Raw genomic sequence first — 15681 nt, forward strand, 5'->3', positions numbered from 1 at the left:
TTTAAATTTTTTAGCTTGTATGTGTCTTAAGTTTTGTACTTAATTTGATATTATTCATTGATTATACTTATTAATCATTTAAAAAAATTAACTTCTATAACACAAAATGTGATGCTAAAACTAGAAACACTAAGGGATATAGGAAAACAACAGAATGAATAAAGTTTATGCCAACGCAGAGGCAGCACTGAAAGATGTAATTGCAGACAATCAAACACTTGCTGTTGGTGGTTTTGGTTTGTGTGGAATTCCAGAAAAACTAATTGTTGCAGTTAAGCAAAGTGGTGTGACTGGTCTCACTTGTATTTCGAATAATGCAGGTGTAGATGATTTTGGTTTAGGCATTTTGCTTCAAACCAAACAAATCAAAAAAATGATTTCTTCTTATGTAGGTGAAAACAAAGAGTTTGAGCGCCAATATTTAAATGGCGAACTTGATGTAGAACTTACGCCACAAGGTACTTTAGCTGAAAAGTTACGTGCTGGAGGTGCTGGAATTCCAGCATTTTACACACAAACTGGTGTAGGTACACTCATTGCTGAAGGTAAAGAAGAACGTATTTTTAACGGCAAAAATTACATTTTAGAAGAATCTTTAACAGCCGATGTAGCTCTTGTTAAAGCATATAAGGCAGACAAGGCAGGTAATTTAGTATTTCGTAAAACTGCTCAGAATTTTAATCCCGAATGCGCAATGGCTGGAAAAATTACAATTGCAGAAGTTGAACAGGTGGTTGAAATTGGTGAATTGGATCCGGATGAAATCCATTTACCAGGTATATATGTGAACCGCATTGTATTAAACGCATCACCTGAAAAACGCATTGAGCATAAAACTTTAAGCACGGAGGCAGTATAAAATGGCTTGGTCACGTAATGAAATGGCACAGCGTGCTGCAAAAGAACTTGAAGATGGTTTTTATGTCAATTTAGGTATTGGCTTACCTACCCTTGTTGCCAATTATATTCCTGAGAATATTAATGTTTGGCTTCAATCTGAAAATGGCTTATTAGGTATTGGTGAATTCCCGACTGAAGAAACTGTCGATGCCGATTTAATTAATGCCGGCAAACAAACGGTTACTGCTCGCCCTGGTGCAGCCTTTTTCTCAAGCTCAGAATCTTTTGCCATGATTCGTGGTGGCCATGTCAACATTGCAATTTTAGGTGCAATGGAAGTTTCTGAAAAAGGAGACTTAGCGAACTGGATGATTCCGGGTAAAAAAGTCAAAGGTATGGGTGGTGCAATGGACTTGGTTGTTGGTGTTCAAAAAGTTGTTGTTCTAATGGAACACTGCGCAAAAGACGGTACACCAAAAATCGTGAAAAACTGTAGTTTGCCTTTAACAGGTAAAGGTGTTGTTCATCGCGTAATTACAGACTTAGGCGTAATGGATATTACGCCACAAGGTGTAGAGCTCATTGAACTTGCTAAAGACGTAACGCTCGAACAAATTCAAGCTGCTACAGGTGTCGAGTTTTATAAAACCTTAGTCGCGTAAATTCTAAGGCTTAGTTAGCTGTACAAGACTCAAGTTAGTAAGTGAGCTTGAGTCTTAGCCCTATCAAGCACCGGATGTGCTGTCTATAAATAAGAATGAGAAGGATTTTTTCAGCTATGGAAAAACAGCAAGGAATTTTTGAAAGATTTGCTCTTCGGATTAGTGACTGGTCTGAAAAATGGTTTCCTGATTCATATATTTTTGCTCTGCTTGGCGTCATTATTGTCTCTGTTGCCGCCTTGGGTATTGGTGCTCCAATCCATGATGTAGCGACCTCATTTGGTAATGGCTTCTGGAGTCTTATTCCCTTTACCCTACAAATGACTATGCTCATTATTGTAGGTTATGTCGTTTCTGTATCTAAGCCCGTAAAATTCCTGATCCAAAAAATGGCGCGTATTCCAAGTTCTGGACGTGGTGCTATTGTTTTGGTGGCAACCGTTAGTTTATTAATTTCACTAGTCAATTGGGCAATAAGTACGATTCTTACTGCACTTTTAGTGATTGCATTAGCAAAACGTAAAGAGCTGAATATGGATTATCGTGCTGCTGCGGCAGCTGCAATCATTGGTATGGGAACAACTTGGGCTCTTGGAATTAGTTCATCAGCAGCACAGCTTCAGGCAAATAAAACCAGTTTACCTGAGTCAATTTATAACCTGACTGGTGTTATTCCATTTACCGAAACGATTTTCCTTTGGCAATCAATTGCAATGACCATTATTTTAGTGATTGTTTCAATCGCTATTGCATATTGGTCTGCCCCAAAAGGCAATAGCGTTAAAACCATTGATAGTTTTGATGTGCAATTTGAAGAAGAAAAAACAAATGAAGCAAAATCTACTCGTCCAGGTGACTGGTTAGAAAATTCGCCTATCTTAACGATTATTGTGGTGGTTTTAGGCTTAATCTGGATGTTTTTTGAATTTTCAAAAAGCAATCCCATCATTGCCATTTCAAGTCTCAACACCTACAACTTCGTGTTTTTAATGCTTGGGTTAGCTTTACATGGCACACCACGGAACTTTTTAAATGCTGTTGCAAAAGCAGTTCCGGCAGTATCGGGCATCTTAATTCAATTTCCACTGTACGGAAGTATCGCCTTTATTATGACGCAAGCTTTAAATAGCCAAGACTTATCGCTGTCACATTATATTGCCGAGTTTTTCGTTTCAATCGCTTCAAAAGAAACCTTTGCAATTGTGATGGGAATTTACTCTGCGGTACTTGGATTTTTTGTACCTTCAGGTGGTGGAAAATGGATCATTGAAGCCCCATATGTAATGCAAGCAGCAAATGATTTAAAGGTTCATTTGGGTTGGTCTGTACAAATTTATAATGCAGCCGAAGCTTTACCAAACTTAATCAATCCATTCTTTATGCTTCCAATGTTAGGCATTTTAAAACTAAAAGCAAAAGATGTGATTGGTTTTACAGTGACACAACTCGTTGTGCATTTTCCTTTAGTTTTATTCTTGCTGTGGTTCTTTGGTAGAACGCTCAGCTATACCCCTCCAACTTTTTAATTTAGTGGCGCCTTTAGTTTATGCTAAAGGCAAATTTAGCAAATACACCAATAAGAGATATTAAGATGAGTTCAATTGTTATAGTTTCAGGTAGCCGTACTGCAATGGGTGGTTTTCAGGGTAGTTTATCTTCTCTAACTGCTCCAGAACTTGGCGCTGCTGTCATCCGCGAATCGATCCAACGTGCAGGTGTTAAGCCTGAACAAGTAGATGAAGTGATTTTCGGTTGTGTACTCAGTGCAGGTATTGGTCAAGGCCCTGCTCGTCAAGCCATGCGTAAAGCTGGCGTGCCTGATCATGTCGGAGCTGTGACCATTAATAAACTTTGCGGCTCTGCAATGAAAGCGGTGTTAATGGCATCAGATACCTTAAAAGCAGGCAGTGCCAATATTATTGTGGCTGGCGGCATGGAATCTATGACGAATGCACCTTATATTTTGCCTAAAGCTCGCGGTGGTTATCGTATGGGACACGGCGAAATTAAGGATCATATGTTTTTAGATGGCCTCGAAGATGCAGAAACAGGTCGTTTAATGGGGTCTTTTGCTCAAGACATGGCAAATACCAAAGGCTTTACCCGTGAGCAAATGGATGACTTTGCAATTTCTTCACTTAAAAAAGCGCAAACTGCGATTACGGAAGGTTATTTCAAAGAAGAGATTGTTCCTGTTGAAGTAAAAACCCGTAAAGGTGTCGAAGTTATTGATCAAGATGAGCAACCATTAAAAGCAAATCTTGAGAAAATTCCGACTTTACGCCCTGCTTTTAGCAAGGACGGCACAATTACAGCCGCTAACTCAAGCTCTATTTCTGATGGTGCTGCTGCATTAGTACTTACCACTGAAGAATATGCTCAAAGTCACGGGTTAAATACTTTAGCAAAAATTGTGGCAACTTCGACTCACTCTCAGCATCCAAGCGAATTCACAATTGCTCCAATTAGTGCAATTCAAAAAGTACTTGAGCGTGCTGGTTGGTCTGTTGATGAAGTAGATGCTTGGGAAATTAATGAGGCTTTTGCAATGGTGGCAATGGCACCAATTCATGAGCTAGGAATTGATGAAGCAAAAGTAAACGTCCATGGTGGTGCATGTGCATTGGGCCATCCAATTGGTGCTACAGGTTCAAGAATTATTCTTTCTCTTATTTATGCATTAAAACGCTTAGGTAAAAAGAAAGGTGTCGCTGCCCTTTGTATTGGTGGTGGTGAAGCAACAGCCGTTGCGATTGAAATTTAATTTAAAATTAAAAGAAGATGTAAGGATTTTCTTACATCTTCTTTTTTATAATTAAAACTCTTAAGCAGTTTTAAATAGTTCATAACAGGTTTGACGGAACCATTTATGGCTACTCTTGTGGTGACAAGACATATGCCAATGTTGCTTAACATCATAAGTTGGAAAATCAAGCGGTGCCGGTAAAATCTGTAAGTTCTCTCTAACCAATAAAACCTGACTTAAATAATATGGCACAGTGGCAATAGCATCTGTTTCCTGAACGACCAATCCCACACCTAAATAACTTGGTAAGCGAATTAAAATATTTCGGTCCAGCCCTTTATTCTGCAGCTCATTTTTAATGTGATAATGCCCAATACCCGCATCAATATCGATGTGAGATTCACGCATATAATCCTCTAAAGTGAAATTATTTGGGTCTAAACGTGGATGGCTTTTTGAGCTAATTACGACATAGTGTTGACGAAAAAACTTCTGCTGATAAAAACCTTCTTCTAACTGCGGTAAAAAACCTATGGCTAGATCAATTTCACCGTTTGCCATTTGATAGCTAGTTTCTGGTGTAATCGGCCTAATATTTAAACGAATCAAAGGAGCTTTTTCTTTTAAATAATTGGTCAGTTGCGGCAATAAAACCAAATGAGATACATCAGTCATCGCAATCGTAAACAACTGATCTGAGGTCAACGGATCAAAGTTCACATTAAAATTATTAATGCTTTCAACCTTATCAATAACTTCGCTAATGAGTGGAAAAATTTGCTTTGCCAGTTCAGTCGGAATCATTTCATTACCGACTCGAATAAACAAAGGATCATTAAAATGTTGGCGGATTTTGTTTAGACCATTACTAACGCTCGGCTGTGTCAAACCAATAGCATCTGCAGCCATTGAAACACTTTTGAACCGATAAATATGATAAAAAATATTTAATAATCTACTGTCTAGATCAAACAAAATTGTCTCCGCTTGGACTCAATAATCCATTGAAATAAGTTCAAAGTAGGTATGAAAGAGATAAATACTCCTATACTCTACTTTTGACTTATTGAAATTTACTCTAAATTATCAAAGAATTTAGACAAGGGGCAATGCTTTATACTGCCTTTCATCGTAAAGACCAAAGCATAATCTACTTATTTGCTTAATTTATATATAAATATCGTGTACTTCATCATTTCAAATGAGTAGACGTTATAGGTCTTGCTGGCCTTTAAAACCATTCCATATTTTCTGTACCGACTTATTATCACTCAAATTATTTTTGAAGATATAAATATCTTGAGCAAGGCAATATTCTTGTTGGTCTAAAATGACTAATTTTCCAGCTGCAAGATCTTCTTCAACATTAATTTTTGGAATCCAAGCAACCCCTAGACCTTGTAAAACCAGCTCTTTTAAATTGGTGGCATTATCTGTTTCATATAACGTTTTATATATAAGTTTACCTTCAATCAGTTGATCTACCAGTTTTCTTAAGTACGCGTGTTTACTATACGCTAGCAGAGCAAAGTTACTTTGTATTGTATGTTTAGGGCTGTGGTCGGGTTCAGTTGCAGAAACTGGTACAATAACCGTTTCAGCAATTTTAATCCCACTTAAAATATCATCCCCCACTTTTCTAATATTGCTTTTATCTGCATAGCAAATCATAAAGTCACAAGCACCTTCTTTTAACAAAGACAGGCCTTCTCCACTATTCGTTGCGACAATTTCAATTTTTAAATCACGAATAAGTGTAGGAAATTTCTTTAAAAAAGTAGTTAAAAATCCAGAAGCTAAAGAATGAACAACGCAGAAACGAATGGTCGATTCAGTTTCATTTTTAATATTTTTAATGAGTTTTGCGGTCTCCTCTACCTGTTTTTCAATATTTTTAGACATCACTAATAAAATTCGACCAATGTCTGTAAATTCGATGTTGTTTTTGTTGTTCCTAATAATGACTTCAGCACCAATCATTTCTTCAATTTGTTGAATTCTTCGAGTAAATGCAGACTGGCTAATAAATCTTTTCTCTGCTGCTTTTGAGATTGAACGTTCACGTTCTAATGTGAGGAGATCCTCTACCCAACGGACTTCTAAATTCATCTTATCTATTCCCTTTTAGATTTGTAATTTTATTAATTGATATTTTTGGGAAGTAGCATAAATAAATTTAGTGATGAGAAAGAATGATAAAACATAGGGAGTACCTGCAAAAATGCGAGAAGTGAAAGGACAAAGCCAATCTATAAAATTAAGTATTTAATAATTCTGACATAGGAAAGAAGATAAGAAAATAATAGGTTTTGTTTTCACGAGACAAGAGATGAACATAAGTACAATTCAGCTAAAAAAATTATTTAAATCAAACAATAAAAAGCCATCATAAAAATAAATAAGAGATCTTGAAAAGATAACTTTTAGAAATAAGCACGAACTTATATTTGTACATTTTATTGATAAAAAAAGTCCGCACCTTGGGGAAGAATGCGGACTGTAAACTGTTTCAATAACCAATCCTTATGTTATTGATTAAATTTTTCAGAATCTTAATTAAGATACTTTTCCACTATAAAAGGTAGTTAAAAAATCTATTTTCATACCCTTTTTACTTTGCCTAACCCAAAAAATATGAAAAATAATTTTTTTTACTCACTCAATGGGTTGGTAAGGTAATAATTGATAAGAAAATGATTACCTTACCTCATTTCAGGATTTAAGCAGTCATAATAATTGATTGTATTTAAATACAATATTTGAAAAGAGTATAAGATAAAAAGATAATCCCGACTATTATACTAAAGTATCTATTTGAGTGTACGCAAACGTATTGAGTCCCCTTTAAAAGCGGTGACGATTTTCGCAGACGGGTTGATCAAAATGACCTAATATTCACCAATCAAGTAGTATAACTTTCTTGAAATTTCAACCATCATATTAGAAGTATATTGACTGATTTCAAATATCTGTTTTTTCTGTGGATTGAAAACCATATTGTCTTTTTCATCACTAAAAAAAACATAAGTTGTGTATTTATCCATGTGATGAATATGCTCTTTCAAGCTGAGTTTCTCACCAGAATTAGGGTCATATGCAATAAACTTCATTCTCATGCATTTGTCTCTTTACAGCGTGCTTACACCTTATAAAATTTCAGTCAAAAGATTATTTAACAGACAATAATCTTGAATGCCTAAATTATTGATACGATGCAGTAGGGATATTTTGTTTAGCTTTTTGAATAGATAACTCAGCATTCTTAATTGATTGCTCAGCTTCTTTAAGCATGTGCGAACTTTTAGTTTCAGCTTTTTCTTCATTACCCCAAAGGAGATAACAAGCAAAACTTCCCAATATTAATAAAGCAGCAGTTACTTTTAACATAAACTTAATAAATCAAAATTTTCTGTATTATAAGTATTTTTATGTGAAATGCATCACAATTTTATTAAAATTTATTAAACAAAACTCATTATTTGCTTATATAAATTAACTTTCACATGAAAAATCAAATATTTTTTTGATTTTAATACACGGAAATGATTGCTTAGTTTTCTGTATAAATTTTGATTTACTTATATTTCCACACCTTTGACCAATCTATAAAATTAAATAAATATTTGAATATATTAAACTTTAGAACAAGTATTCATTCTATATACGCTCATATACCAACGATTATTTCTCGACTACCCTCTTTTTTATTATGCAAAAAATGCATAATTGCTTTAATAAATGCATTAGAAGTGAAGCATTTCGAATTCTAAGATGAATCATCTTAACTAATTCGAAGTTTAATGATGAACGCTGATATTACTACCCGTATTGAGAAGGATCTTATTGGTCATCGAGAAATCAACAATGACCATTATTACGGAGTTCAAACAGTACGTGCTTTAGAAAATTTCAACTTAACAAATAGCAAAGTTGGAAATTTCCCTAATTTAATTAAAGCATTAGCTATGGTTAAACTTGCCTGTGCTGAAGCAAATTATAATCTTAAAAACTTAGATCAAACTAAATTTGAAGCGATTGAATACAGCTGTAATCAGCTTATTCGTGGTAATTTCCATGACCAGTTCCCAATCGACATGATGCAAGGCGGTGCTGGCACTTCAACCAATATGAATGCAAATGAAGTATTGGCAAACGTTGCTTTAGAATATATGGGCCATTCTAAAGGTCAATATCAATACTTGCATCCAAATAACGACATTAATATGTCGCAGTCAACAAATGACGTATACCCTACTGCAATTCGTTTAGGTTTATTACTTAGCCTAGATGAGTTAAATCTTCCATTTAACAATTTGATTCTTAGCTTCTTGAATAAATCTCAAGAGTTTGCACACATTTTAAAAATGGGTCGTACTCAGTTACAAGATGCGGTGCCTATGACATTAGGTCAAGAGTTTGGTGCTTTTGCGGTAACTCTACAAAAAGACCTTGAGCAAATTAATACGCTTATTCCAAATGTTTTAGCTTATATGAATCTTGGCGGTACAGCGATTGGTACGGGAATTACCACTGAATATAGTTACCGTGAACTCGCGATTCAAGCACTTGGAAAAATCTCTGGTAAGAAAATTAAGTCAGCTCCAGATTTGATTGAAGCCACTTCTGATATGGGTGACTTTGTTCTTTTATCTGGTTTATTAAAACGTACTGCAACTAAACTTTCAAAAATTGCCAATGACTTGCGTTTACTTTCAAGTGGTCCACGTACTGGCATTAATGAAATTAATTTAGAAGCACGTCAACCTGGTAGCTCGATCATGCCAGGTAAAGTAAACCCAGTTATTCCTGAAGCAATGAACCTTGCTTGCTTCCAGATTATTGCAAATGATTTGGCTGTAACTTTAGCTGCTGAAGCTGGTCAATTACAGTTAAATGCAATGGAACCACTTATTGCATTCAAACTGTTTGAATCGATGGACTTGCTTGGTAAAGCAATGGCAATGTTCCAAACCAAATGTATTGATACAATTACGGCGAACCCTGAACACTGTAAAGCTTTGGTTGAAAATTCAATTGGTATTGTGACTGCACTTAACCCATACCTAGGTTATGAAACTACAACTCGTATTGCTAAAACAGCAAACGAAACTGGGCAAAGCGTATTGGCTTTAGTTCAAAATGAAGGTTTATTATCGGCACAAGTGCTTGATGATATCTTGTCGATTAATAATATGGTTAAACCAAAAATGTCGGCTTAATTCCTGAAAATAAAAAAGGAGCTTTTATAAGCTCCTTTTTTATTTGTTCTATATTTTAAAAACTGAAAGTTGTAGAGAACTGGGCTGTACGTGGATTGCCTAAGAATAAATAGTCATCACCCATAAATGCCCCTACATCACGCCAATATTTCTTATTAAACAAGTTATCAATATTGAATCTAAAAGTTGTGTCATGCCCAGCAAAATTTGTTTTATAGGCAGCACCAATATTAAAGACACTATATCCGCCTACTTTTGCAGTTCCCTCTTTATTTGCATATTTACTGCTACTGTATTGCATACCACTGAGTAATCTTAAACCTTCAACTGACGGTACTTTATAAGATAACTGGGCTGTGGCACGTACTTTCGGCACATTTTGAGTTTGATGACCTTTGTAGCTGTCAGTATCAATATCAATAAGACGAGATTTGGTATAGGTAATGCCAGAACTTACGTCAAGTGTATCGGTTAAGGCACCTGTTAAACCTAACTCAATACCTTGATTGTGTTGTTCGCCTTGCTCAATAAAATCTGGAGGACTATCAATATTAATCTTGCTGTATTGATTGTCTTGTTTTAAATCAAAAATAGCTGCTGTTAACAAGAAGTTCCGAATTTGTTGCTTAATACCAAGTTCATATTGTTCAGAGCTTCTAGGTGATAGTACTGAAGGGCCTATATTATTTTTAATATTATTTGTATACCACGGAGCTTCGCCACCGTCTGATAAACCTTTAGCATATGAAGCATATAGATTAGTCGTAGAAGTTGGGCTATACATGAGCGCTAATTGTGGCAAGAACTTATTTAAATCCGTATCACGGCTTTGCTGCCCATCTGAATTATAAGCTTGCTCATCAAGATGAATCAGTTTCCCACCGAGTAAGGTTGACCAGTGATCATTAAATTGAACTCGGTCAGATACAGTAAATGCAGTCTGATCACTCTGTAGAGCTTTGTAACGATCGCCTGGACTTTCCAATGACGGATTGTAGTCGACCGTATTTTCATAGATATTGCCTGTTCCTATAAATCCATTAAGTGGTGTATGGTGTTTTAGAGTTTTATAAGTATGTTGTAATTCGAAAGCGATTTGATGCTGTATATTGCCAGTATTGAATTGACCATTTAACCCAGCAGCAAACTGATTGGTTATACGTGCATCATCTGGACTGCGATAATCATAAATGTCATAGTTGCCATCTTTGTCGAATACTGCAAGTTCATTACCTGATGAGTAATAACTTCCATAAGGAAATACAATATAATCATCAATCACAACACGGCTTTGAGACGCACTTAAGCTACCATTCCATTGATCGTTAAATGCATATTGATATTTCAAACTCGCATTTAGACTGTTATTTACAACAGGCTTACTCCAAGACTGGTAACCCAATAAACGGTCTTGATCTACATTTGTTGGTACTTCTTGCCCATCAAGCAGTTGATAACCGGGTACTGAACGTTGACTTTGATGCTGGGCTTCAATATCGAACAATAATTTAGAACGCTCATTAATTTTCCAGTCTAAAGCTACTGAACCAAACTCACGCTTACCATTTGCATGATGAACATTTGGATGGATGCTTTCATGGGCTAAATTGATTCGATAACCAAGACTATCATTAACAAAGCCGCCAACATCTGTTGCCAGTGTATAGCCGCCTTCTGAATTTGCATCTACAGTAATGTTTTTAACATCGGCTGGTCTTTTGGTTACATAGTTAACCACACCACCTGGTGTCGACATTCCACTTTGAATTGCAGAAATGCCTTTTAAGATTTCAACTTGTTCTTTATTTTCTAAAGCTACATTTTGTTCGCCACGTATGGTATGGCCATTAATGAGATAGCTTGAGCCTAAATCGAGTGCGAAACCACGTGCTACAAAATTTGGATAGTAGCCAATTGCAGCATAGCCATCGCCTAAGGATGAATCATTTTTAATCACATCGGTCAGTGTTTTTGCGTGTTGATCTGCTATACGTTCAGATGTAATGGTGGTAATAGATGCAGGTACTTTCTTTACATCACCAGTTTGAAAACCAGATAAACTCACTTTTTTTGATGTGTATAGTGCATCACTATTTTGTGTAGCGTTCACAGTAATGGTTGGGAGCTGCGAAACCTCTGCTTCATTTGCATAAACGACAGATGTTATGAGTGCAATAGATGAAGCCAATGCTGTTTTAGAGCATATTATAAAGTGAAGATTTAACGAACGTCTTTCCATTGAATAACTACCTGCCATACCGTGCATAATTTGAAGCGCTAGAAATAAGTGCTGAGCCGATTTTTAGCCACGCAAGAATACAGCTACATATATTGAGAAACAATATATTCTGTATTTTTTCGATTAAGTGAATTTAGTTCGACTTTTTCAACTTATCATTCTATGAATTTCCTTTATTTTCTTGGGAATTGATACTATAACTTTTTAAGTATTACCAAATATTCAAAATACACTTAAGCTCAAAATGGCACTTAAAAGGAGAAACAGAATAGAAAAATACTGGTATTAAATTAGCTTACTGATTTTAAAAACAATTAATTATGCAGTTAAATAAAAGGAAGTGTTCGATCATTGGTAAAAAATTCTTTAAATCGAACAAAAGGACGTAATCTCACTAGAATCGAATTTTAAAATTAGAAAAAATGAATGGTTAGGAATTCTAAGGACGTGCTCAGGGTTGAGTGATTTTTAAAAAGTTCATTCTATTTTCTGTTTAGCCCACCTAAAAAGTTCCTAGTTTTTGTCTACAAAGTGATGGAAGAAATATGACATATACTCAGGAAGAAAAACGTAGCAGGATACGTGGGATTGTAGGCGCAGCCTCTGGTAATTTAGTCGAATGGTTTGATTTTTATATTTATGCAGTATTTGCTGCTTACTTTACTCAAGCTTTAACCGCGCCAGATATGGATAGTACGACCAAGTCTATTTATGTTTGGGGTGTGTTTGCTGCAAGCTTCTTTATGCGTCCGATTGGTAGTTGGGTATTTGGACGAATTGCAGACCGACATGGTCGAAAAAAGTCGATGATTATCTCAATCTGTCTAATGGCTCTAAGCTCCTTTTTATTTGCAGCTTTGCCTACTTATGATCAAGTCGGTTTATTTGCTCCTTTTCTTTTACTTGTAGTGCGCTTACTTCAAGGCTTATCGGTTGGTGGTGAATATGGCGCCGTAGCAACATACATGAGTGAGTTAGGCTTAAAAGGCCAGCGAGGTTTTTACTCGTCTTTTCAGTATGTCACCCTCTCTGGTGGTCAGTTACTCGCAAGCTTATTGGGCGTTATTTTGTTGGCATTTTTAAGTGAACAACAATTACATGATGGTGGATGGCGTATTCCATTTGTTATTGGTGGTATCGCAGCAATCTTATCTTTGCTTGCACGTAGTCGTTTAGAAGAAACACTTTCTCATCAAGACAGCGAACGAAAAGAGTCTGGTAGCTTAAGAGAACTCTTTAAAAAGCACTGGAAAACCTTTTTATTGGTAGTTGGATACACTTCTGCTGGTTCATTAACGTTTTATGTAGAGACTGTTTATTCAAAAACTTATTTAACCAATTTAGGGATGGATGGAAAAACCGTTGGTTATATCATGACCTTTTCCCTATTTGTCTATATGTGTGCTCAACCTGTATTTGGTGCAATTTCAGACCGTATTGGGCGACGCTCTTCAATGTTAGCATTTAGCTTATTGTCCGCCATTTTTATTTATCCCGTCATGGTGATCGGGATGCGTGCCTATATAGATTCTCCAATCATCATTACATTGCTACTCATCTTTATGATGATGTTACTCAGTTTCTATACTTCTATTAGTGGTTTGGTAAAAGCTGAAATGTTCCCACCTCACGTACGCGCACTCGGGGTAGGATTTTCATATGCAGTAGGTAATGCGCTGTTTGGTGGTTCTGCACCTTCGGTTGCTTTGCAATTCAAAGCTGCCGGAATCGAAAACACCTTCTTTATATATGTCATTGTCATGCTGATTATCTGTTTCTTGTGTAGCCTTGCGCTTCCGAAAAAACCAGATTATTTAGAACATGATCATTAATTAAATAAGATGCCTTCTGCCCCAAGCAGAAGGCATCTTTTAGCTCTTAGCAAATTCTTTTAAAAAAGCCCACGGAAAAATCCCTTTATCATGCCCATCGCTAAAGCAAATTTGGGCACCATAACCTTGATCAAACATAGCTGTCACTTCAACATTTTGATGTTCTATTTTAATTTGTTTAATCCGCTTCGCTCGGCAAAAGCCACATGGGCAAATTTCCCTTAAACTTTGATGACTCAGACATACGCTTGAGCCATCGGTCCATATAAAGTGAACCTGCTTATTTATAGTGTCGACACGGATATCAGGTCTGATTTGCATACTTCACCTCACCAATTTGATTTAATCCAATACGAATCGCTTTTCGTACTTCAGGATCTGGATCATTTTGATGTTGTTCCAATAGCTTCTGAGCTTCTGCTGTACCAATTTCACCGAGTGCTAAAGCGACTTCTTTACGCAAATTACTAATTTCATGCTTAAAGTTATCAGTCAAATGAGCAACTGCCAGATGTGATTTAAGTAGTCCCAAGCTCCGTACTGCTGCAATACGTACTTGCCAATACAAGTCTGATACAGCATGAATTAAAGGAGCTTCGAGCTGAACAATACGTAATTTTCCAATCGTAAGAGCAGCTTCCACTCTTAGTTGCCAACTTTCCGAAGTTAAAGAATGTTGAAGTGCTCGGATAACTTCAACCGATATGTTCTGACTATAAGCTAAACCACCTGTTGCAATACGGCGGACCTCATCATCTGTATCTGTTTCGGCAATTTTTGCCAATATCGTAATTGCTTGGTCTTGTTGTAACCAACTTAATGCACTGACTGCCTCACGGCGTACAAATGCATCTTCGTGGTGTACCAAAGCAGATATCTCTTCAAATAATTGCTGTGGTCGTAAAGGTTTTAAAGCACGGAGAATTGCACTAAGAGCAAAAGTATCCGTATGCTTTAAATACGGTGCCAGTATCTGGGCCGATGCTGGATTTTTGACTTCACTTAAACTCTGGCTGGCAGCTTGTCTCACATTCAGATCAACATCAAATAAGGCTCGAGCTAATACCTGCAAACTGGTTGGATCTTCCCAACTTTCTAGTTTTTTTGCCGCCTCTTCACGGACTAAAGCTGAAGAGTCGTGTTGCAGTGCTGTATGCAACCAAGGAAGTAAATTCGGATTTTCTTCATCACCAATATTCATTAAAGCGACAAAGCGGATCTTTTCATCTGCATGATTGAGCTGCGCAAGAAATTCCTGATTATATTCATCGATATCATCTTCTAAAGCTTGATAATAAAAACTCATTCGTATTCCTTAATTTGTGATTTCTTTCCAAGCCCTAATGGATTTAAACGGCTTAACTCTTCTTGTTGAGTGGCTTCTTTTAAAGTCTGGATGCAATGTTTTTTGATGGAGGTAAATTCACTACTCGTTACAAGCTCAACATCCCGTGGACGTTCAAACTTAAGCGGAATTTCTTCAATAATTCGTCCAGGTCGATGGCTCATAATCAACACTCGATCGGCTAAAAAAAGTGCCTCATCAATATCGTGGGTAATAAATAAAACCGACGTTTGAATTTCTTGCCAAATTTCGAGTAATAGCATTTGCATTTTTAAACGAGTTTGAGCATCTAACGCACCAAAAGGCTCATCCATTAATAAAATGCGAGGTTGATTAATCAGTACTCTCGCAATTTCAACTCGTTGCTGCATGCCACCAGAAAGTTCAGCTGGAAATTTATGTTCAAAACCTTTAAGTCCGATCAGATCAATCATTTTCTTAGCTTGTTCAATACGCTTTTGCTTGGCGATGCCTTTCATTTTTAAACCAAAGGCAATATTTTCGAGCACGCTTTTCCACGGAAATAAGGTATGTTGCTGAAACACTAAACCTCTATCTGGATGCGGTTCAAATATCGATTCATCATCGACCGTTAAAGACCCAGAACTAATCGGTAAATGCCCTGCCAAAGCACCTAATAATGTGGATTTTCCACAACCAGATGGGCCAAGTAGACATATAAACTCGCCTGGTTGTATTTCGAAATTAACCCGATCTAATGCCTGAAAACGATTTTTAGTTTGCCCTAAATGTAGAGATAGATTTTGAATACTTACATGGCCTTGTGTAATTGACATT

At 36.4% G+C, this 15681-nt stretch carries 14 protein-coding genes; 6 read left to right on the plus strand and 8 right to left on the minus strand.

Translation table 11 applies throughout. The annotated features are described in order from the left end of the window. Window positions 1–154: 154 nt before the first annotated feature. The 4 genes from MKL36_RS04685 (at window position 155) to MKL36_RS04700 (ending at window position 4266) form a co-directional block, all read left to right on the plus strand. Entirely contained in the window at window positions 155–859 is a 705-nt protein-coding gene (locus MKL36_RS04685; RefSeq protein ID WP_021510770.1) for a CoA transferase subunit A, read from the plus strand. A gap of 1 nt (window position 860) precedes the next feature. Then, window positions 861–1502: a 3-oxoacid CoA-transferase subunit B gene (locus tag MKL36_RS04690; RefSeq protein WP_000312583.1), complete on the plus strand. Its 642-nt coding sequence runs from the start codon at window positions 861–863 to the stop codon at window positions 1500–1502. A gap of 116 nt (window positions 1503–1618) precedes the next feature. After that, window positions 1619–3028 (plus strand): short-chain fatty acid transporter, encoded by a 1410-nt coding sequence (locus MKL36_RS04695; RefSeq protein WP_021510771.1) that lies wholly within the window; start codon window positions 1619–1621, stop codon window positions 3026–3028. A 65-nt stretch (window positions 3029–3093) separates the two neighbouring features. Beyond that, window positions 3094–4266: a thiolase family protein gene (locus MKL36_RS04700; protein ID WP_000095308.1), complete on the plus strand. Its 1173-nt coding sequence runs from the start codon at window positions 3094–3096 to the stop codon at window positions 4264–4266. 60 nt (window positions 4267–4326) lie between these two features. Here the strand turns inward: MKL36_RS04700 and MKL36_RS04705 are convergent, their stop codons facing one another. The 4 genes from MKL36_RS04705 to MKL36_RS04720 all read right to left on the minus strand — a co-directional run bounded on the left by MKL36_RS04705 (window position 4327) and on the right by MKL36_RS04720 (window position 7635). Further along, a complete protein-coding gene (locus MKL36_RS04705) occupies window positions 4327–5223 on the minus strand; it encodes a LysR family transcriptional regulator (protein ID WP_001983834.1) in 897 nt (298 codons plus the stop codon). A gap of 237 nt (window positions 5224–5460) precedes the next feature. Next, a complete protein-coding gene (locus MKL36_RS04710) occupies window positions 5461–6357 on the minus strand; it encodes a LysR substrate-binding domain-containing protein (protein ID WP_001047845.1) in 897 nt (298 codons plus the stop codon). A gap of 779 nt (window positions 6358–7136) precedes the next feature. After that, the gene (locus tag MKL36_RS04715) at window positions 7137–7358 is read right to left on the minus strand and encodes a hypothetical protein (RefSeq protein WP_000668585.1); all 222 of its coding nucleotides are present in this window, start codon (window positions 7356–7358) and stop codon (window positions 7137–7139) included. 91 nt (window positions 7359–7449) lie between these two features. Further along, complete coding sequence (locus MKL36_RS04720; RefSeq protein ID WP_000922092.1) at window positions 7450–7635, minus strand: hypothetical protein; 186 nt, start codon at window positions 7633–7635, stop codon at window positions 7450–7452. A gap of 413 nt (window positions 7636–8048) precedes the next feature. On the opposite strand from MKL36_RS04720, the gene MKL36_RS04725 reads away from it, so the two are divergent. Further along, complete coding sequence (locus MKL36_RS04725) at window positions 8049–9467, plus strand: aspartate ammonia-lyase (protein ID WP_021510772.1); 1419 nt, start codon at window positions 8049–8051, stop codon at window positions 9465–9467. Between the two features lie 55 nt (window positions 9468–9522). On the opposite strand, the gene MKL36_RS04730 is transcribed toward MKL36_RS04725, so the two are convergent. Then, the gene (locus tag MKL36_RS04730) at window positions 9523–11733 is read right to left on the minus strand and encodes a TonB-dependent siderophore receptor (protein ID WP_021510773.1); all 2211 of its coding nucleotides are present in this window, start codon (window positions 11731–11733) and stop codon (window positions 9523–9525) included. 518 nt (window positions 11734–12251) lie between these two features. Between MKL36_RS04730 and MKL36_RS04735 the strand changes: the two genes are divergently transcribed. After that, on the plus strand, window positions 12252–13538 hold the full coding sequence (locus MKL36_RS04735) for an MFS transporter (RefSeq protein WP_021510774.1): 1287 nt from the start codon (window positions 12252–12254) through the stop codon (window positions 13536–13538). 39 nt (window positions 13539–13577) lie between these two features. Here the strand turns inward: MKL36_RS04735 and MKL36_RS04740 are convergent, their stop codons facing one another. The 3 genes from MKL36_RS04740 to MKL36_RS04750 are packed head-to-tail and all read right to left on the minus strand — an operon-like array spanning window position 13578 to window position 15680. Continuing rightward, a complete protein-coding gene (locus tag MKL36_RS04740) occupies window positions 13578–13859 on the minus strand; it encodes a gamma-butyrobetaine hydroxylase-like domain-containing protein (RefSeq protein WP_001167102.1) in 282 nt (93 codons plus the stop codon). Next, a complete protein-coding gene (locus MKL36_RS04745) occupies window positions 13843–14844 on the minus strand; it encodes a HEAT repeat domain-containing protein (protein ID WP_021510775.1) in 1002 nt (333 codons plus the stop codon). The genes MKL36_RS04740 and MKL36_RS04745 overlap by 17 nt, the downstream gene beginning before the upstream one ends. Further along, complete coding sequence (locus MKL36_RS04750) at window positions 14841–15680, minus strand: ABC transporter ATP-binding protein (protein ID WP_021510776.1); 840 nt, start codon at window positions 15678–15680, stop codon at window positions 14841–14843. Before MKL36_RS04750 ends, MKL36_RS04745 begins: the two co-directional genes overlap by 4 nt. Window position 15681 lies beyond the last annotated feature (1 nt).

Origin of the sequence: Acinetobacter sp. AOR12_HL, assembly GCF_027855275.1 — a bacterium.
GTDB classification, from domain to species: domain Bacteria; phylum Pseudomonadota; class Gammaproteobacteria; order Pseudomonadales; family Moraxellaceae; genus Acinetobacter; species Acinetobacter baumannii.